Raw genomic sequence first — 18900 nt, 5'->3', positions numbered from 1 at the left:
TGTATTTTAATTCCGGATGTGTTTAAAGTATTTTGTATTTCAAAATATTTCATTTTAAAATCAGTGTTTTAGGTTTATTTAAAAGTTGGCAAGCATCTTGATACAGTAAAAGCGGTCAGTCATAAATTTTAAAATTGAGGAAAGTATTATGGGAATTTTTTCACGCTTTGCAGATATTGTGAATTCAAATATCAATGCTTTGTTAGATAAAGCAGAAGATCCAGAAAAAATGGTTCGCCTGATTATTCAAGAAATGGAAGACACGCTTGTAGAAGTGCGTTCTACCTCGGCAAAAACCATTGCCGAAAAGAAAGAACTAGTACGTCGTGTTGAAAAACTTGAGCAGGAAGCTGCTGATTGGCAAGCAAAAGCTGAGTTAGCACTAAGCAAAGAGCGCGAAGATCTAGCGCGTTCAGCACTTGTTGAAAAGAAAAAATCAACCGAAGCGGCAACCGCAGTAGCGCATGAGCTTGCGCAAGTTGAAGAGCACATTGAAAAATTGCAGCAAGAAGTTGCAGCATTGCAAGACAAACTAGCTGATGCAAAAGCACGTCAAAAAGCAATTATTCTTCGTCAACGTTCTGCTGAGTCGCGTTTAGGTGTTAAGAAAGCGCTTGATTCATCTAAAGTGGAAGATGCACTAAGTCGTTTTGAACATTACGAGAACAAAATTGATGGCCTTGAGTCGCAAATTGAATCGTATGAAATGGGTAAGAAAACATTGTCTGATGAAATCGCCAGTCTTCAAGATGAAGAGAAAATCGATGATGAACTAGCAGCTCTTAAGAAAAGCATGGCTAAAAAAGATAAGTAATAATTAAAGCTTGGGAGAGCAGGAGGGCACTATGAGTGGGTTTGAAGCAATAGCAGTTCCAACAATCTTGTTTATGATTTTTGTTGCACCATTATGGCTAATTTTACATTACCGCAGCAAAAAGCAAGTGAGCCAAGGTTTAAGTGAACATGAACATCGTCAGCTAATTGAACTGGCAAACAAAGCAGAAAAAATGGCCGACCGCGTGAAAACGCTAGAGTCTATTTTAGATGCGGAGGCGCCTGAGTGGAGGGCTAAGGTATGAGTAGACGTAGAGGCGAATTATATCGTGACCCAAAACGTGGCAAAGTAGCTGGTGTTTGTGCAGGGTTAAGCGACTACTTTAATATGGAGCTATGGCTGGTAAGAATTATTTTTATTTCAGCAGTACTCTTGCTAGGTGGCCCATTCTTTATCGTTGCTTATATTGCATGCTGGTTTATTTTGGAGGTAAAGCCAGAAACTTTACCTAATCAAAGTAAGACAGAAACGGTTAATACTGAAAAACCGATCGAAGTTAAGTCGAAAGTGTGGCAAGCAGGTGAACCACCGCGTCGCGCGCTTCACGACTTAAAAGAACAGTTTGATCGCATTGATGGCCGCTTACAAGCGATGGAAAAGTATGTTACTTCACCGGAGTTTACCGTAAGCCGTGAAATCAACAAACTGTAGCGATAAGACAACGTATCTAAACGGATAAGTTTCACCATTGGCAAACTTATCCGTTTTGTTTGTTAAGGAGAAAGTTATCAACCAATCGGAAAAGTTACAAAAACTGCGTGCCAAAGCACAAAAACTAGTAAAACGCGGTTTAGACCAACATGTAAAACTTGCCGTAACAGGACTGAGTAAAAGTGGTAAAACCGCTTTTATTACATCGTTTATTCATCATTTAACGCAACCCAAAAGCAAGTTGCCATTTTTTTCATTACAACAGCAAGAGCGTTTTATTGCGGGCAAACTCGTAGGCCAAGATGATTTAAGCGTTGCTAGCTTTGACTATGGTAACGCGTTAAATCAGTTGCAATTGGGTAAATGGCCGGCATCAACCAACCGATTAAACACCTTACGTTTAAACATTAAATATAAGCCGAATAGTGGTTTACGCGCCCATCTAACCGATGTTAGCACCCTAACAATCGATATTTTTGACTATCCTGGCGAATGGTTACTTGATTTACCTATGCTTGATGAGTCGTTTTTGGCATGGAATAACCGTCAGTTTGCATTGCTTAAAGAGCAGCCGCGAGCAGCTCATAGTGAAACGTTTATCAATAAATTATCGCAATTTGATTGGGCCCAAGAAGTTGACTTCGACCAACTAAAACAGTTTGCACATGAATATCGAGACTTATTACTGATATTTAAAAATCAGTGTCAATTAACGCAGTTACAGCCTGGCCGTTTAATTATGCCTGGTGAGTTGGAAGACGCACCAATTACTCATTTTTTCCCGATCCCTGAAGTTGAAGAACAAACACTGTTAAGCGCTCCTGAAAACAGTTATTTAGCAACCCTTAAAACACGTTATGAGCAATATAAAAAAGACGTTGTTAAGACTTTCTACAGTAATTTTTTTGGCGGCTTTGACAGGCAAATTATTTTGGTTGATTTATTAGGTGCGCTAGATAAAGGACGCGATGCACTGGTAGAGCAAAGTGATGTCCTTAAGTCGCTATTAAAGCATTTTGACTATGGCAAAAATAACTTTTTAAGCCGCTTGTTTTCACCCAAGATCGATAAAATTTTGTTTGCTGCAAATAAAGTTGACCATTTGAGTGTTGAGCATCATAAAGACTTAGCGTTATTACTTAACAATTTAGTGCTTGATGCGCAAAATGAATTGAATTACCAAGGCGTCATGGTGGAAACCATGGCGATGAGTTCAGTGAAAGCAACCAAGCAGGTACAAGTTAAGGAAAGCGGAGAAATACTTAATTGTATTTATGGCAAATCAATCGAAAGTGAGCAGTTGCTAACGTATTTGCCAGCGCAACCACCAATGCGTTTGCTTCCACCGGAACAGTGGCCAAAAAATGGCTTTAACTTTCCAAGCTTTTACCCGATGTTAAACGCGCAGCATCAGCTTGAGCATGTCAGGTTAGACCATGTAATAGAGTATTTAATTGGAGATAAGGTGCTATGAGTCAGTTGCAGCAAGGCCGAGTTATCAAAGAATGCGACCCGCAAAACGATAGCCAATTGGATTCATTATTAAAGCAAAGTGAGCAATTGCAGCAAGGTAAAGTTGTTGCCCAATCACACAGCGAACTAGAAATGGCTGAAACGCCACTTGAAACTGAATTAGATTCGTTAACAAAGCCTACTAAGCCTAACTGGCTGGCGCGCATTTTTGTTTTATCGCTGGTGACGTTAGTGTTGTCTGAAGTCATTTTTACGATTATTGAGGCGATTAGCACGTCACCGTTTTTAGCCGCTGTGTATGGTGTGGCGGTGTCAACGGCTTTGGCTTTAGTTGGTAAAGTCGCATTTCGTGAATTCCGTTTATTACGAAAATTAAAAAATACAAATATTCAGCAGCATGATGCCGCTAGATTAATGCAATCTGTGCAAATTGGCGAAGCGGAAAGATTTCTAAGCAAAATCAACGGTCATCTTAGTAACGACAAGTTAGCGCAGATGCTCTCCAAGCTCGATGCTCATCACACAGATCAAGAGGTGATGTCGCTGTATGCCAATACCGTTTTGGTCGAGCAGGATGAAAAAGCACAGAATATTATTAAAAAATACGCTTCTACCTCAGGCGTGATGGTAGCGATATCGCCTATCGCATTAGTCGATATGGCAGTGGTGCTATGGCGTAGTACAAAAATGATTGAAGATATTACCCAAGTGTATGGTTTGCCGTTAGGGTATGTCAGTCGCATAAAGTTGTATCGTATGACATTAAAGCAAATGCTGTTTGCAGGCAGTGCTGAGCTTATCAGCGATTTTGCTACAACCGCATTAAGCGCTGAACTCGCTGGCAAGTTATCTGCACGCGCCGCGCAAGGTGTGAGTGTGAGTATCTTTACGGCACGTATCGGTTACAAAGCAATGGAATTAAGTCGTCCACTACCAGGCTTACCAAATAAGAAAAACGTGTTAACATCATGCGTTAAACTCGCCATAGACAGTGTAAAAAGCAAAGACAACGGACAGAGTGGAAAATAAACTTTACGCATTTTTAGCCTTTTGTATACAATTTTAGCCGTCTAACAATCTAGCGTGCTTGTTGTTTTTTCAGTTGTGCATTAATTATGTAGTTAATAATTATGACAACAATTTAAGCAAGTAGTATGAAATCACAACTTTCGGATAACAGTTTATGTATCCATGGCGGAAAGCAACACGATCACGCCCATGGTCCTCTTAGCACGCCTATTTACCAATCTTCTACCTTTGTTTTTGATAACGCAGCGCAAGGCGCTGCGCGTTTTGCGGGCGATGAAGCAGGCTATATTTATTCTCGCCTTGGCAATCCAACAACCCGAGAGCTAGAACTTAAAATCGCGGCATTAGAAGAAATGGAAGATGGCGCTGCCACGGCTACAGGCATGGGCGCTGTATCAGCATCTGTTCTGAGCTTTTTAGCGCAAGGTGATCACTTGATTGCCTCAAAAGCGGTGTATGGCTGCACATTTGCTTTGTTTTCTCATATGTTACCTAAGTTTGGTATTGAAGTAACATTTGTTGATATGGAAGACCATAACGCAGTTGAGAATGCACTTAAACCGAATACAAAAATGATCTTCGCTGAAACGCCAATTAACCCCAATCTTGTGGTTATAGACCTAGCGTTTATTGGTGACTTTGCCAAGCGCCATAATTTAATTTCGGTAATCGATAACACCTTTATGACGCCGTTACTGCAAAAACCAAAGCACTTTGGTATCGATATTGTGCTGCACAGTGCAACTAAATACTTAAATGGTCATGGCGATGTGGTTGCGGGCTTAGTGTGCGGTAGTAAAGAGCATATCGAAACCATTAAGCTCACTGTGTTAAAAGATATTGGTGCAACCATTAGTCCGCACGATGCGTGGTTAATTATTCGCGGTATGAAAACACTCAGCGTTCGTATGGAAAGACACTGTAACAACGCGCAAAAAGTCGCGGAATTTTTAGCACAGCACGAAAAAATCGAACAAGTATATTACCCTGGCCTAAAATCCCATCCCGGTAATAAGTTTATTGGCACGCAAATGAAAGCGGCTGGTGGTGTAATTGCGTTTGAGCTAAAAGGCACACTTGAAATGGGCGCACAATTTATTAACGCAACTAAATTGTGCACGTTAGCAGTAAGCTTAGGTGATGCTGAAACGCTGATCCAACATCCCGCATCGATGACACACTCTCCTTATACACCTGAAGAACGCTTAGCTGCTGGGATCTCAGATGGGTTAGTGCGTATTTCTGTTGGCCTTGAAGAAGCTGACGATATTATTGAGGATTTAGCACAAGCATTAGCGCAAATTTAATGTTCTCTATTTGGCTAAGTTGAAGAGGCGTTTAGCCTCTTTTTTTGTTTCGAAGTAACTAGTAAAAGCTAAAAAAGGCTTCTGTTAACATTTGCCTCCTTGTGAAAGTGATTTGGTGTAATTTTATTTTTACACTTGTGTTGATTTTAGGCTCTTTATTTAAAGTGGTGGTTTTAAATGTTTACTGGTGTGTAGTCTTAAGTTTACATTTTACGCCTTTTTGGCAAGTACCAAAACTGCCGCAGTCATTACCTTTTGAGTAACTTTGTCATAACATCTAGAACATCTGAATTCAGCGTGTAATGTCACCGTTTTGCGTTTGAATGTTGTGCTTAAGCAAGTACGTCACTTGCTGATGAAGAGATGAAATTTATGGGCAAAAGTAGTAGTTATATTTCTAAACAGCCAGATGATAATGGGTTTATCAATTGGTCTGATGAAGAAAATCAAATTTGGTCAGAACTGATCGCACGTCAATTAGAATGTATAAAAAACAAGGCGTGTGATGAGTATATGCATGGCTTAGATAAGCTAAACCTGCCGCTTGACCGTATTCCACAATTAGAAGAAGTGAGTAAAGTGCTGCGCGAATCGACCGGTTGGGAATGCGCGCCAGTACCTGCATTGATTGATTTTGACGAGTTTTTCCGTTTGCTGGCAAATAAAAAATTCCCAGTAGCGACCTTTATTCGTTCACGTGAAGAGTTTGATTATTTGCAAGAGCCAGATATCTTTCATGAAATTTTTGGTCACTGCGCGATGTTAACGCATCCCGCATTTGCCGAGTTTACACACAAATATGGTCAACTTGGCTTAGCTGCTGAGAAAAAAGACCGCGTATATTTAGCGCGTTTATATTGGTTTACCGTCGAGTTTGGCTTGATGCAAACTAAAGATGGCTTACGCATTTATGGCGGTGGTATTTTATCAAGCCCAGGCGAAACCCAGTATGTGTATTCAGATGTGCCACAAATCAAGCCGCTTGAACCACTCGATGTGTTACGCACGCCGTACCGTATCGATATTATGCAACCTTTGTATTACACCATTAATGCAATTGAAGATTTATTTGATATTTCACAGCTCGATATTATGTCGCTTGTAGAAAAAGCAAAAGAGCTAGGGCTCCACGAGCCACTATTTCCACCTAAACAAAAGAAAGCAAGTTAGAAAAGGGTTTATTATGTCTGAATTAAGTGCTCAAAAATGTGAAGCGTGTCGTGCTGACGCACCAAAAGTTTCAGATGAAGAGCTAGCCGTATTAGTTAAGCAAATTCCTGATTGGACACCAATTGTGGTTGACGGCATTATGCAATTAGAGCGTGTATTTAAGTTCAAGAACTTTAAACTCGCGTTGGAATTCACCAACAAGTTAGGTGCAATGGCGGAAGATGAAGGTCACCACCCTGGTATCTTAACTGAGTGGGGTAAAGTAACAGTGACTTGGTGGAGCCACTCAATTAAAGGTCTGCATAAAAATGACTTTATTTGTGCCGCTAAAACAGATGCACTGCTAGAAGACTAATTACTTCTAAACAATAAAAAAGAGCGCTAATTAGCGCTCTTTTTTGTGTTTTTAGTTTATACGTTTAACGCATTATTCGCTTACTGAGCGAAGTAGGGCATTGATACCTACTTTTTCACGGGTTTGCTGGTCAACTTTTTTCACGATAATTGCTGCGTATAGGCTGTGTGAGCCGTCTTTTGATGGCAGTGAGCCTGGTACAACTACGGCGCCAGCCGGTACGCGGCCATAATGAGTTTCGCCTGTTTCACGGTCATAAATACGTGTGCTTTGGCTAATGTATACGCCCATTGAGATTACCGCGCCTTCTTCAACAACAACGCCTTCTACAATTTCAGAACGAGCGCCAATAAAGCAGTTATCTTCAATAATAGTTGGGTTTGCTTGTAGTGGCTCTAGTACACCACCAATGCCAACACCACCTGATAAGTGTACGTTTTTACCGATTTGTGCACATGAACCTACGGTTGCCCATGTATCAACCATTGTGCCTTCATCAACGTAAGCGCCAATGTTCACATAAGAAGGCATTAACACTACATTTTTGCCTACGAAGCTGCCCTGACGAGCCACCGCGTTTGGTACTACGCGCATGCCTTCTTGCTTAAATTGCTCAGGCGTGTAGTCAGTGAATTTAAGCGGTACTTTGTCGTAAAACTGGTTTACACCATCGCTCATTGGTGCGTTGTCACGAATTCTAAATGATAATAACACCGCTTTTTTAAGCCATTGGTGTACAACCCATTCACCTGAGATTTTTTCAGCCACACGTGCTTTACCTGAATCTAACAAAGCGAGGGATTCGTTAATAGCGTTGAAAACCTCATCAGAAACTGATGCTGGTGAAATATTATCGCGATTTTCCCACGCTTGCTCGATGGTTAATTTCAATTGTTCCATAGTGTGCCTTTAATCGTTTTCGGAATTGAATTTTTCAAGAAGGCGGTTTTTTAAATCGCCACATTCTTGTTCATTTAATGCGTTATAGTCAGCGTTAGATACCACAAAGAAATCTTCAGCACGTTCGCCTATGGTCGTAATGCGCGCGGCGTGTATATGTAACGCTAAACTTGAAAATACATCGGTTATTTTGGTTAATAAGCCTGGAATGTCAACCACTTGAATTTCTACAAGAGTGCGGTCTTTACGCCCATGTGGTGACACAATAACTCGGGGCTTAATATTAAAGCCTTTAAAGCGCTTTTTACGGTTCTTTTTGACTCGAACTTTCTTATTTGGTTCGTCAATAACTTGTTGAATTGACTTTTTGATTGAACTGGCACGACTTTGGCTCGTTACTGGCTCACCGTTTTGTTCTAAAATAACGAAATTATCAACTGCATAGCCGTCTTTAGTATTCATTATTTGCGCGTGTAATATGTTGGCTTTTTTAGCGCCCAACACCGCTACCAAACGCGCAACTAAATTGGCTTGGTCTGGACAGTAAACAAATACTTGGCTACCGCCATTAATAGGTTGACCAGAAAGCAGCACCAACCCTTTACTAGGATCTTTTGACGCCAAGATATGTTCGCATTGCCATGCAATCATTTGCGTTGAAAAACGCGTGAAATAATCGGGCTTAAAGCGCAGCCACAATGCATCAATTTGACCTTCTGCAAAACCTAAATTAAGTAAGCGTTGTTTTGCTTGTGCTTTTTTATCGCGAATTTGGTCACGTAAATCCATTGGGTTTTCAAGACCACGGCGTAGCGCACGTTGTGTGTGGGTATAAAGATCGCGCAGCAGTGTACTTTTCCAATCATTCCACAAGTTGTCGTTGGTGGCGCGAATATCAGCAAGTGTTAAGCAATAAAGGTAATCGAGTTGCTTTTCATTTTTAACACGCGCTGCAAATTCAGCAATTACATCTGGGTCGTTAATATCTTTGCGCTGTGCTGTTACCGACATAAGTAAATGGTTTTCCACAAGCCACGCAATAAACTTACCCTCAAAGGTCGTTAAGCCGTGTAATTTGGCAAATTCTCTGGCATCGACCGCACCAAGCTCGGAGTGGTCACCACCGCGACCTTTGGCAATATCGTGGAAAATACCCGCTAAATACAATAGCTCTGGTTTTTCCATGCGCACCACTATTTCACGACACAGCGGGAACGTATTGGCGCACTCTGGTTGGAAATAATGATACAAATTTTGAATCAAACGATGGGTGTGTTCATCTACCGTATAAGCATGAAATAGGTCAAACTGCATTTGCCCAACGATATTACGCCAATTTGGTAAATACGCCGATAAAATGCCGTGTTTATGCATTAACGTAAAGGCACGCCCCATACCATTCGGGTGTGAAATAAGCTTGAGCAGCATAGTGCGACACAGCGAATAATCTTGTAAGTCGCCTAACAAACGACGTCTTACCTGGCGCAGTAAACGAATTGTACTTGGGTAAATATGGGTAATCTGTGGGTTATCTGCAATGTGCCAAAACAGCTCAATAATTTTTTCACGGTGAAAAAATACTTGCGGATCTTTCACCCGAATTTGATGGCCAATTTGTTCAAAGTCAGCGTTAATACTGGTTACTTTGTAGTTTACATGGCCTGTTAAAATGCTTTGTTCGAAGTAGGATAACAGCATTTGGTTAAGTTCACGCACACGCCCCATAATGCGAAATAGACGCTTCATCATACGTTCAACGGCTGCACGCCCATCGTCGCCAAAACCGAGCAGTTTAGCTGCTACCGGTTGATGATCAAAGAGTAACCGGTTTTCCATGCGCCCAGCCGCCAGGTGCAGTGCAAAGCGAATATTCCATAGGTTTACAATACATTCGAGCAGTTCTTGATGCTCTTCAAACGTTAAGTAACCGTGTTCTACTAGTTCTTCGAGCGTTTGTGAGCGAAAATGCTTTTTTGCGACCCAAATAATGGTTTGTACGTCGCGCAATCCGCCTGGGTTTTCTTTTAAATTGGGCTCTAGGTTATACGCCGTGCCGTGACATTTTTTATGCCTTATTTCCTGTTCATCGCGCTTAGCGATAAAAAAGGTATCCGATTTCCACGCTGACGTCTCTACTAACTTTTTTTGTAAATGAGCAAAATTATCAGGATCACCACACACCAAGCGAGATTCAAGCAAGCTGGTAGCAAAGTTAACATCGCTTTTTTTCTGTTCTATGGTTTGTTTGATAGTGCGAACGCTATGACCGATATCGAGGCGCAGATCCCATAAAAAAGTGACAAATTGAGCGATAGTTTCTTGCGTTTCTTTGTTGGGTTCTTTATTGACCAGCAATAAAAAATCGATATCTGAAAAAGGGTGCAGTTCGCCGCGGCCATAACCGCCAATGGCAATTAAATCGCCGTGTTCGCGTAATTGATAGTGATCATAAAGTTGGCTTAAAATCGCGTCGATTAACTGTGCGCGGGCTTTTACTAAGCGCTCGACCGGCTGATGTGAAAATTGTTCTTCGAGCCAAAGGTAGAACTGTTCTAGAAGGTGTTTGTAGTCATCAAGTTGCTCGCATTTTGCGAGCAACTGGGTAAATTTTTTTGTTATTGCCATTGATGGCCTTCTTATTCGCTGTGTTCGATCACTCTCGGAAGCTCATCATCTGATCGTAGCGTAAGAATTTCAACTCCGTTTTTAGTTACAAGGAGCGTGTGTTCCCATTGTGCCGACAGTGAACGGTCTTTTGTTACCACAGTCCACTCATCTTTTAGCAGCTTACATTGGCGTTTACCAACGTTTACCATAGGTTCAATGGTAAAGCACATGCCTTCTTGCAGTACTTCACCTGTGCCTGGTTTGCCGTAGTGCATTACTTGTGGCTCTTCGTGGAACTCAGCGCCAATACCATGACCACAGTATTCACGTACAATTGAGTAATTAAAACCTTCAGCATATTTTTGAATTGCGGCACCGATGTCACCTAAGCGAACACCTGGTTTTACCATTTCGATAGCGAGGTATAAGCTTTTTTGGGTAATTTCACATAAACGCTTTGCTTGAATTGATGGTTGACCAACGTAAAACATTTTAGAAGTATCACCGTGGTAACCATCTTTAATTACCGTAATATCAATATTGATAATGTCGCCATCCTTTAGCGCTTTATCATTTGGAATACCGTGACAAATTACGTGGTTTACTGAGGTACAAATTGACTTTGGAAAACCGTGGTAATTCAAAGGAGCTGGGATCGCATCTTGCTCGTTTACAATGTAATCGTGGCAAATCTGATTTAACTCTTCTGTGGTCACGCCAACCTTAACGTGAGGCTCAATCATTTCTAACACTTCAGCTGCTAAGCGTCCTGCAACTCGCATTTTTTCGATTTCAGCTGGGGTTTTAATCACTGCACTCATTTAGGCTCCAAAATTCTTTAATTATGGTCAAACACGACACTTTTAAGCTAAGTTGTTTGACTGAAAATTACTCATAAAATTTGAGTTCTGTTTGTTAATATGGTATAAAGCGCGCCGTATTTTTACAATTAAAATTTAAATTTCCTCGGGATTTTTGAGTTGATTGTAGTGAATACACATAAACTTTAATTTTTAACACACACACATATCGGCACATACACTTGGGTGCAGTGAGCAAAATGCGAACTGTTGGTGCTATGGGATATGTGGAGGCCTAACCCAAAATTACAGAGGAATATTAAAATGGCAAACGTTTCTATGCGCGATATGCTACAAGCTGGCGTACACTTCGGTCACCAAGCACGTTACTGGAACCCTAAGATGAAGCCGTTCATCTTCGGTGCACGTAACCGCGTACATATCATCAACCTAGAGAAAACTGTACCTTTATTCAACGAAGCAATGTCTTTCCTTAAAGGCGTAGCATCAAACAAAGGTAAAATCCTTTTCGTTGGTACTAAGCGCGCTGCAAGCGAAGCAGTTAAAGAAGCTGCACTACGTTCTGACCAGTTCTACGTAAACCACCGTTGGTTAGGTGGTATGCTAACTAACTGGAAAACAGTTCGTCAGTCAATCAAGCGTCTTAAAGACCTTGAAACTCAAAGCCAAGACGGTACTTTCGAAAAATTAACTAAGAAAGAAGCGTTAATGCTTACTCGTGAAATGGAAAAGCTTGAAAAGAGCCTTGGCGGTATCAAGAACATGGGCGGTCTTCCAGACGCTATCTTCGTTATCGACGCTGATCACGAGCACATTGCTATTAAAGAAGCAAACAACCTAGGCATCCCAGTAGTATCTGTTGTTGATACTAACTCAAACCCAGATGGTGTTGATTTCATCATCCCTGGTAACGACGATGCTATCCGTGCTATCCAGCTTTACACTAACGCTGTAGCTGACGTGGCTGTTGAAGGCCGTGAAAGCAACATCGCTGTTCAAGCTGAAAAAGACGACTTCGTAGAAGCTGAGTAATAGCGCTTACCAAGCTTTCATGAAACGATCATAGAAAGCTTGGTATTCTGATGATTAGGGGGAGCTTGCTCCCGCTTATTTTAAATAGATTTTGGATTTGAGGACATACTAATGGCTGTAACTGCTGCCCTAGTTAAAGAATTACGCGAGCGCACTGGCGCTGGCATGATGGATTGTAAAAAAGCACTAACTGAAACTAACGGTGACATCGATCTAGCGATCGAGAACATGCGTAAGAGCGGTGCTGCTAAAGCTGCTAAAAAAGCGGGTAACATCGCTGCAGAAGGTACAATCCTTATCAAGCAAGGTGCTGGTTTCACTGCACTTCTAGAAGTTAACTGTCAAACTGACTTCGTTGCTAAAGACGAAAACTTCTTAGGTTTTGCTAACACTGTTCTTGACGCTGCTGCTGAATCAAAAACTGACATTGAAACGCTAAAAGCTCAATTCGAAGAAACACGTGTTGCACTAGTTGCTAAAATCGGTGAAAACATCAACGTTCGTCGCGTTGAGTACATCGATGGTGACAAAGCGTCTGCATACCGTCACGGCGACCGTATCGGTGTTGTTGTTACTGGTGAAGCTGACGAAGAAACACTTAAGCACGTTGCTATGCACGTTGCTGCTTCTAAGCCTGATTTCCTTAACCCAGAAGATGTACCTGCTGAGGTTGTAGAGAAAGAGAAAGCGGTTCAAGTTGAAATCGCAATGAACGAAGGTAAGCCAGCAGAAATCGCTGAGAAGATGGTTGTTGGTCGTATGAAGAAGTTCACTGGTGAGATCTCTCTTACTGGTCAAGCATTTATCATGGAACCTAAGAAAACAGTTGGCGAATTCCTTAAAGAGAAAGGCGCGACTATCTCTGGTTTCACTCGCCTAGAAGTAGGTGAAGGTATCGAGAAGAAAGAAGAAGACTTCGCTGCTGAAGTAGCTGCACAAATCGCAGCAGCTAAAGGCGAGTAATCGACTTTTTTCACTTAGCAAAATGGCTTTTGCTTTTGCGCTAAGAGATAAAATTATTTAGAATAACCGCGCTATCATTAGCGCGGTTATTTTTTGCAACTTTTTCAGCCAGGATTACTATGAACACAAATCGTAAGCCAGTTTTTAGACGAGTTTTACTTAAATTAAGCGGTGAAGCTTTAATGGGCCAAGAAGGCTTTGGTATCGACCCATCAATTCTTGACCGTATGGCACAAGAAATTAAAGAACTTGTAGAGTTAGGCGTTGAGGTAGGTGTGGTAATCGGTGGTGGTAACTTCCTACGTGGCGGTACACTTGCTGAAAACGGTATGAACCGTGTTGTTGGTGACCACATGGGCATGCTTGCAACCGTGATGAATGGCCTTGCAATGCGTGATGCACTGCACCGTGCCTATGTAAATGCACGTTTAATGTCAGCGATTCCACTTAACGGTGTATGTGACGCGTATAACTGGGCTGAAGCAATTAGCTTACTAAAAACCGGTCGTGTTGTTATTTTCTCTGCGGGTACCGGTAACCCATTCTTCACTACCGACTCTGCTGCGTGTTTACGCGGTATTGAAATTGAAGCAGATACCGTTTTAAAAGCGACTAAAGTTGACGGCGTATACAGCGATGATCCGGTGAAAAACCCTGAAGCAACGCTTTACCCAACATTAACTTACAACGAAGTAATTGAAAAAGAATTAAAGGTGATGGACCTAGCGGCATTTACCCTAGCTCGTGACCACAATATGCCAATCAGTGTATTTAACATGAATAAACCAGGCGCGTTAAAACGTGTTATCCTTGGTGAAGATGAAGGTACGCTGATTACACATAAATCAGCAGAATAAGCTATTAGTTAGGAAGATTAACGTGATTAAAGAAATCCAACAGCATGCTGCAGAACGTATGCAAAAAAGTGTTGACGCGCTTGGCTCACAATTATCAAAAATTCGCACAGGCCGCGCACATCCAAGCCTTTTAGACGGTATTCAAGTATCTTACTACGGTGCTGATACACCACTTAACCAAGTGGGTAACGTAACAATTGAAGATAACCGTACACTTGCGATTACTGTGTTTGACAAAACACTTACGCAAGCAGTTGAAAAAGCAATTATGGCGTCAGATTTAGGTTTAAACCCTATGTCTGCAGGTACAGTTATTCGCGTACCATTACCACCGCTTACAGAAGAGCGTCGTAAAGATCTTATTAAGATCGTGCGTGGTGAAGTTGAAGGTGGTCGTGTTGCAGTTCGTAACATTCGCCGTGATGCTAACTCAGACGTTAAAGCACTACTTAAAGACAAAGAAATTTCAGAAGATGAAGCGCGTCAAAGTGATGACGAAGTTCAGAAGCTAACAGATAAATACATCAAAGAAATGGATGCTATTTTAGCTGCTAAAGAAGCGGAATTAATGGAAATCTAAATCAATTTTTGAACGCTTTTGCGCTCAATCATTGAACAACTAAATTATTAGTTTTAAAGCGCTGTCTAGGGTATACTAGACGGCGCTTTTTACTTTAGGAAACGACACTTAATGACAATCACTAAGGATGCTATTACCCAACAAAGCTTACCGCGTCATGTTGCTATTATTATGGATGGCAATGGGCGTTGGGCACAAGCTAAGGGTAAGCCTCGTGTGTTTGGTCATAAAAAGGGCGTCGAATCGGTGCGTAATGCGGTAAAATTTTGTCGCCAACTAAATATCGAATCATTAACGCTTTTTGCATTTAGCAGTGAAAACTGGCGACGTCCGGAACAAGAAGTCAGCACCTTAATGGAGCTTTTCATGTTTGTGTTGACCAACGAAGTAAAAAAACTCGATAAAAATAACGTCAAGTTGAAAGTAATTGGTGATATTAGTCGTTTCTCTGAGAAGCTACAAAAAAGTGTAGCAAAAGCAGAGCAAATGACCATGGATAACACCGGCTTAACACTTAATATCGCAGCTAACTATGGCGGACAATGGGACATAGCAAACGCTGCGAAACAACTGGCAAAACAGGTTGAGAATGGCGAAATAGCTGCTGATGATATTGATGAAACTAAACTGTCACAGTACATTAGTATGCAAGAACAAGCGCCACTTGATTTGTTAATTCGCACAGGAGGCGACTTACGCATAAGCAACTTTTTATTATGGCAAGCTGCTTACGCTGAACTTTATTTTACTGATACACTTTGGCCAGATTTTAATGAACAGGCATTTGCAGATGCAATTGCGTGTTATGTTTCACGAGAGCGTCGCTTTGGTTGTACTGGCGAACAAATAAAAGAACTACTCGCTCAATCGTGATTTTTATAGGGTAATTTGATTTGTTAATAAAACGCATACTGACTTCTTTAGTGCTAGCGCCAGCTGCACTTGCACTAGTTTTTTTTACACCACTTGAATTGTTTAGCTTAATTGCCGGATTGATTGTATTACTCTCTGCGTGGGAGTGGTCGGCATTTATGGGGCTTAAAAAATTCGCATCTCGCATCAGCTATGTTGCTGGCATGGCAGTTATTCTATTTATTGCGAACATGTACTGGCCGATTGAAAGCTTATGGCAAAATGGCCAACTTGTTGGCTCGGCTAATTACGTATTTACGCTTGCTGTTGCCTGGTGGCTTGTTGCCTGCGCACTGGTATGGACTTATCCTAGAACCGCAAAAGCATGGCACGCTGGCTTAATGATGCGCGCAATTGCAGGTTTACTCACCTTGTTACCTATGTGGCTAGCGCTTAATGTGCTTCGCAGCAGCGAATATGCAACAAACGCGACACAAGGTTCAATTCTGATTATGGTTGTACTGGGTATTGTGTGGAGTGCTGATATTGGTGCTTACTTCTCAGGTAAAAATCTTGGCAAACATAAATTAATGCCATTAGTTAGCCCAAATAAAACCATCGAGGGGCTAGTTGGCGGTCTAATTTGTTCTGCGATTTTTGTTTTAGCATTTTGCTATTTTACTAAGGTACCAAGCGATAAATGGTTTATTTACGCTGCAATGGCCGCTGTTGTCGCCTTGTTCTCAGCAGTAGGTGACTTATTAGAGAGCATGTTTAAGCGGGAAGTTGGTTTGAAAGACAGCGGCTCATGTTTACCTGGCCACGGCGGTATTTTAGACCGGATAGATAGTTTGACTGCTGCGGCACCGCTTTTCGCTGCATTTTATGCGTGGACCTTGGTGGCGTAATGCAACGTATTACCGTTCTAGGCTCTACAGGTTCGATTGGCACTAGCACCTTAGATGTCATTGCAAGAAACGTAGACGCTTATCAGGTGTTTGCGCTGGTCGCTGGTCGAAATTGGCGCTTAATGGCAAAGCAATGCACGCAGTTTTTACCACAATACGCTGTAATGCAATGCCCTGATGCTGCAAAACAACTTGAGGCTGAAATTACGCGCTTGGGAATTTCAACCAAGGTGCTGTGTGGCCAACAAGCGGCAGCTGATGTGGCCAGTGACGATAACGTTGATGCGGTAATGGCTGCTATTGTTGGCGCCGCGGGTTTATTGCCAACACTTGCAGCGATTAAAGCCGGTAAGCGCGTGTTACTGGCAAATAAAGAGTCACTTGTCATGTCAGGCGAGCTTTTTATTGATGCAGTGAAGCAATCAGGCGCGACGTTATTGCCGATTGATAGTGAACACAATGCGATTTTTCAGGCGATGCCAGCAGGTGTGCAAGAGCATTGTTACAGCGCAAATTTAAAGCAGCATGGTGTCAGCAAAATTTTGTTAACGGGCTCAGGCGGCCCATTTAGAACGCGCGACTTAAGCACCTTTGCCAATGTTTCAGTTGATGAAGCTGTCGCCCATCCAAATTGGGATATGGGTCAGAAAATATCAGTTGATTCAGCCACCATGATGAATAAGGGCTTAGAGTTTATTGAAGCAAAGTGGCTATTTAACGCTGAGCCAAGTGATATTCAAGTAATTATCCATCCACAAAGTATTATCCACTCAATGGTGCAATACACCGATGGTTCGGTATTGGCACAAATGGGCAATCCTGATATGCGTACGCCAATCGCACACGCTTTAGCGTTTCCAAAGCGCATTGAGGCGGGTGTTGAACCACTGGATTTCACTAATATGCTTGATTTTAGTTTTAACGCACCAGACTTTGAGCGTTACCCAAATTTAAAGCTTGCAATAGATGCTTGTTCAGAAGGGCAGTACGCAACCACCACAATCAATGCTGCGAATGAAGTGTCTGTGGCCGCATTTCTGGCAAAGAAAATCAGCTTTTTAGACATTTATAAAATCAATGCTCAGGTACTCGATAAAATCGCAAAGAGTCATAAACAGCTAAAAATTAATGACCTAGATATTATTTTGCAGCTTGATAGCGAAGCGCGTCATTATGCAACGAATATGATTGCAGGGAGTTGTTAATGGAATTTTTGTGGAACTTACTGTCGTTTATATTAGTCATTGGCATTATTGTTGTCGTTCATGAATATGGTCACTTTTGGGTAGCAAGGCGCTGTGGTGTTAAAGTGCTGCGTTTTTCAATTGGTTTTGGCAAACCTTTGTTTAAATGGCACGACAAACTCGGCACCGAATACGTTGTCGCGGCGATCCCACTGGGTGGTTACGTGAAAATGCTCGATGAACGTGTTGAAGAGGTTGCGAGCGATGAACGTCATTTAGCGTTCAATAACAAATCAGTTTACCAACGCATTGCGGTGGTTGCTGCAGGACCAATGGCGAATTTTATTTTCGCCATTATTGTATCTGCCATTATGTTTATGGTTGGTGTGCGCTCACTTCTGCCTGTTATTGGCGAGGTGGTGCCTGGCAGCTTAGCAGAGCAAGCAAGGTTGCAAGCAGGACAACAGATTACCGCGATAAACGACAAAGACGTATATGGCTGGCGTGAAACCTTATTGGTTTTGATGGAAAATATTGGCGAGCAGCAAGTACGCGTTAGTGTTAAAGACGATAATATAGGCTATCAACAAACGTATCTCGATTTATCTAATTGGCAGTTAAAAGACGACGGCAACCCCATTGTTGATATCGGTATTAAACCGTTCAGACCTGCAGAGACCATGCGCCTTGGTCATGTGCAAAAAGGCAGCCCAGCTGAATTTGGTGGGCTTCAGGTAGATGATGAAATTCATTTAGTTAATGGTGAAGCAATGCCATCGTGGCAAGCATTTGTCACGCGAATTCAGCGCTCGCCAAATACGCCATTATTGCTTACTATAAGCCGCGGTAATGACAAGCTAAATATTGAGGTTACTCCTGGTAGCAAAAAAAGTGAGCAAGGGCTTAATCAAGGCTACTTAGGTGTGATACCCTTTGTTGAAAATTGGCCATCGTGGATGATTTCAACACAACAATACGGCGTATTTGATGCCATTGTTTTGGGTGTTGATAAAACAATTCAACTAATCAATGTCAGTTTTGCAACAGTAGTTAATTTGATAACAGGACAAGTCTCTGTTGCGAATCTAAGTGGTCCAGTGGGAGTGGCAATTGGCGCTGGAGCCAGCACCAGTAGTGGTATTATGCCGTTATTGGAGTTCTTAGTATTTGTTAGTGTAAGTATTGGTTTTTTCAATTTGTTGCCGCTACCAATTTTAGATGGCGGTCATTTAATGTATTACATCATTGAACTTATCCGAAAAAAGCCAGTCTCTGAAAAGACACAAGAATTAGGTTTTAGGATTGGTGCGCTAATCCTTATATTGTTAACTTGCCTTGCGCTGTTTAACGATTTTACGCGGTTATAAAGGAAATCA

19 protein-coding genes are annotated in these 18900 nt (G+C 41.8%); 16 read left to right on the top strand and 3 right to left on the bottom strand.

What is annotated here, in order from left to right; genetic code table 11:
• The first annotated feature begins 148 nt into the window (after window positions 1-148).
• The 8 genes from pspA (at window position 149) to ACHSBP_RS09835 (ending at window position 6820) form a co-directional block, all read left to right on the top strand.
• Window positions 149-814 carry a phage shock protein PspA gene (gene pspA, locus ACHSBP_RS09870; protein WP_010559681.1) on the top strand — a complete coding sequence of 222 codons (666 nt, stop codon included), beginning with the start codon at window positions 149-151 and terminating at the stop codon, window positions 812-814.
• Between the two features lie 31 nt (window positions 815-845).
• A complete protein-coding gene (gene pspB / locus ACHSBP_RS09865; RefSeq protein ID WP_010559682.1) occupies window positions 846-1079 on the top strand; it encodes an envelope stress response membrane protein PspB in 234 nt (77 codons plus the stop codon).
• Window positions 1076-1486: an envelope stress response membrane protein PspC gene (pspC, locus tag ACHSBP_RS09860; protein ID WP_010559683.1), complete on the top strand. Its 411-nt coding sequence runs from the start codon at window positions 1076-1078 to the stop codon at window positions 1484-1486. Before pspB ends, pspC begins: the two co-directional genes overlap by 4 nt.
• Before the next feature lie 37 nt (window positions 1487-1523).
• A complete protein-coding gene (locus ACHSBP_RS09855) occupies window positions 1524-2960 on the top strand; it encodes a YcjX family protein (protein WP_395388743.1) in 1437 nt (478 codons plus the stop codon).
• A complete protein-coding gene (locus ACHSBP_RS09850) occupies window positions 2957-3988 on the top strand; it encodes a TIGR01620 family protein (RefSeq protein ID WP_395388742.1) in 1032 nt (343 codons plus the stop codon). The genes ACHSBP_RS09855 and ACHSBP_RS09850 overlap by 4 nt, the downstream gene beginning before the upstream one ends.
• A gap of 125 nt (window positions 3989-4113) precedes the next feature.
• On the top strand, window positions 4114-5295 hold the full coding sequence (locus tag ACHSBP_RS09845; protein ID WP_395388740.1) for a trans-sulfuration enzyme family protein: 1182 nt from the start codon (window positions 4114-4116) through the stop codon (window positions 5293-5295).
• Between the two features lie 372 nt (window positions 5296-5667).
• Complete coding sequence (gene phhA / locus ACHSBP_RS09840; RefSeq protein ID WP_010559687.1) at window positions 5668-6465, top strand: phenylalanine 4-monooxygenase; 798 nt, start codon at window positions 5668-5670, stop codon at window positions 6463-6465.
• Between the two features lie 13 nt (window positions 6466-6478).
• A complete protein-coding gene (locus tag ACHSBP_RS09835) occupies window positions 6479-6820 on the top strand; it encodes a 4a-hydroxytetrahydrobiopterin dehydratase (RefSeq protein WP_010559688.1) in 342 nt (113 codons plus the stop codon).
• A 72-nt stretch (window positions 6821-6892) separates the two neighbouring features.
• On the opposite strand, the gene dapD is transcribed toward ACHSBP_RS09835, so the two are convergent.
• From dapD to map, 3 genes are read right to left on the bottom strand one after another with little or no spacing between them, the layout of a single operon-like run.
• Window positions 6893-7720 carry a 2,3,4,5-tetrahydropyridine-2,6-dicarboxylate N-succinyltransferase gene (gene dapD / locus ACHSBP_RS09830; protein WP_010559689.1) on the bottom strand — a complete coding sequence of 276 codons (828 nt, stop codon included), beginning with the start codon at window positions 7718-7720 and terminating at the stop codon, window positions 6893-6895.
• 9 nt (window positions 7721-7729) lie between these two features.
• Entirely contained in the window at window positions 7730-10345 is a 2616-nt protein-coding gene (glnD, locus tag ACHSBP_RS09825; RefSeq protein ID WP_395388739.1) for a [protein-PII] uridylyltransferase, read from the bottom strand.
• An 11-nt stretch (window positions 10346-10356) separates the two neighbouring features.
• Window positions 10357-11148: a type I methionyl aminopeptidase gene (map, locus tag ACHSBP_RS09820; protein WP_100913748.1), complete on the bottom strand. Its 792-nt coding sequence runs from the start codon at window positions 11146-11148 to the stop codon at window positions 10357-10359.
• A gap of 303 nt (window positions 11149-11451) precedes the next feature.
• Here map and rpsB point away from each other — a divergent pair, with 303 nt between their 5' ends.
• The 8 genes from rpsB to rseP all read left to right on the top strand — a co-directional run bounded on the left by rpsB (window position 11452) and on the right by rseP (window position 18891).
• On the top strand, window positions 11452-12180 hold the full coding sequence (gene rpsB / locus ACHSBP_RS09815; RefSeq protein WP_010559692.1) for a 30S ribosomal protein S2: 729 nt from the start codon (window positions 11452-11454) through the stop codon (window positions 12178-12180).
• Between the two features lie 111 nt (window positions 12181-12291).
• The gene (gene tsf, locus ACHSBP_RS09810) at window positions 12292-13143 is read left to right on the top strand and encodes a translation elongation factor Ts (protein WP_010559693.1); all 852 of its coding nucleotides are present in this window, start codon (window positions 12292-12294) and stop codon (window positions 13141-13143) included.
• Window positions 13144-13262: 119 nt separating this feature from the next.
• Window positions 13263-14000: a UMP kinase gene (gene pyrH / locus ACHSBP_RS09805; protein ID WP_010559694.1), complete on the top strand. Its 738-nt coding sequence runs from the start codon at window positions 13263-13265 to the stop codon at window positions 13998-14000.
• A 22-nt stretch (window positions 14001-14022) separates the two neighbouring features.
• On the top strand, window positions 14023-14580 hold the full coding sequence (gene frr, locus ACHSBP_RS09800; protein ID WP_010559695.1) for a ribosome recycling factor: 558 nt from the start codon (window positions 14023-14025) through the stop codon (window positions 14578-14580).
• A 111-nt stretch (window positions 14581-14691) separates the two neighbouring features.
• A complete protein-coding gene (gene uppS / locus ACHSBP_RS09795) occupies window positions 14692-15453 on the top strand; it encodes a polyprenyl diphosphate synthase (RefSeq protein ID WP_010559696.1) in 762 nt (253 codons plus the stop codon).
• 20 nt (window positions 15454-15473) lie between these two features.
• Window positions 15474-16340, top strand: coding sequence for a phosphatidate cytidylyltransferase (locus ACHSBP_RS09790; RefSeq protein WP_010559697.1), 867 nt, complete (start codon window positions 15474-15476; stop codon window positions 16338-16340).
• Complete coding sequence (gene ispC / locus ACHSBP_RS09785) at window positions 16340-17545, top strand: 1-deoxy-D-xylulose-5-phosphate reductoisomerase (RefSeq protein WP_395388738.1); 1206 nt, start codon at window positions 16340-16342, stop codon at window positions 17543-17545. The genes ACHSBP_RS09790 and ispC overlap by 1 nt, the downstream gene beginning before the upstream one ends.
• Window positions 17545-18891 (top strand): sigma E protease regulator RseP, encoded by a 1347-nt coding sequence (rseP, locus tag ACHSBP_RS09780; protein WP_010559699.1) that lies wholly within the window; start codon window positions 17545-17547, stop codon window positions 18889-18891. The genes ispC and rseP overlap by 1 nt, the downstream gene beginning before the upstream one ends.
• Window positions 18892-18900 lie beyond the last annotated feature (9 nt).

Origin of the sequence: Pseudoalteromonas sp. XMcav1-K (genome assembly GCF_044005875.1) — a bacterium.
Classification (GTDB): Bacteria; Pseudomonadota; Gammaproteobacteria; order Enterobacterales; family Alteromonadaceae; genus Pseudoalteromonas; species Pseudoalteromonas spongiae.
This window is presented reverse-complemented; position numbering and strand designations above follow the sequence as displayed.

Coding starts and splice junctions, on each gene's coding strand:
- pspA (WP_010559681.1), top strand. CDS start 149: ATGGGAATTTTTTCACGCTTTGCAGATATTGTGAATTCAAATATCAAT.
- pspB (WP_010559682.1), top strand. CDS start 846: ATGAGTGGGTTTGAAGCAATAGCAGTTCCAACAATCTTGTTTATGATT.
- pspC (WP_010559683.1), top strand. CDS start 1,076: ATGAGTAGACGTAGAGGCGAATTATATCGTGACCCAAAACGTGGCAAA.
- ACHSBP_RS09850 (WP_395388742.1), top strand. CDS start 2,957: ATGAGTCAGTTGCAGCAAGGCCGAGTTATCAAAGAATGCGACCCGCAA.
- ACHSBP_RS09845 (WP_395388740.1), top strand. CDS start 4,114: ATGAAATCACAACTTTCGGATAACAGTTTATGTATCCATGGCGGAAAG.
- phhA (WP_010559687.1), top strand. CDS start 5,668: ATGGGCAAAAGTAGTAGTTATATTTCTAAACAGCCAGATGATAATGGG.
- ACHSBP_RS09835 (WP_010559688.1), top strand. CDS start 6,479: ATGTCTGAATTAAGTGCTCAAAAATGTGAAGCGTGTCGTGCTGACGCA.
- dapD (WP_010559689.1), bottom strand. CDS start 7,720: ATGGAACAATTGAAATTAACCATCGAGCAAGCGTGGGAAAATCGCGAT.
- glnD (WP_395388739.1), bottom strand. CDS start 10,345: ATGGCAATAACAAAAAAATTTACCCAGTTGCTCGCAAAATGCGAGCAA.
- map (WP_100913748.1), bottom strand. CDS start 11,148: ATGAGTGCAGTGATTAAAACCCCAGCTGAAATCGAAAAAATGCGAGTT.
- rpsB (WP_010559692.1), top strand. CDS start 11,452: ATGGCAAACGTTTCTATGCGCGATATGCTACAAGCTGGCGTACACTTC.
- tsf (WP_010559693.1), top strand. CDS start 12,292: ATGGCTGTAACTGCTGCCCTAGTTAAAGAATTACGCGAGCGCACTGGC.
- pyrH (WP_010559694.1), top strand. CDS start 13,263: ATGAACACAAATCGTAAGCCAGTTTTTAGACGAGTTTTACTTAAATTA.
- uppS (WP_010559696.1), top strand. CDS start 14,692: ATGACAATCACTAAGGATGCTATTACCCAACAAAGCTTACCGCGTCAT.
- ispC (WP_395388738.1), top strand. CDS start 16,340: ATGCAACGTATTACCGTTCTAGGCTCTACAGGTTCGATTGGCACTAGC.
- rseP (WP_010559699.1), top strand. CDS start 17,545: ATGGAATTTTTGTGGAACTTACTGTCGTTTATATTAGTCATTGGCATT.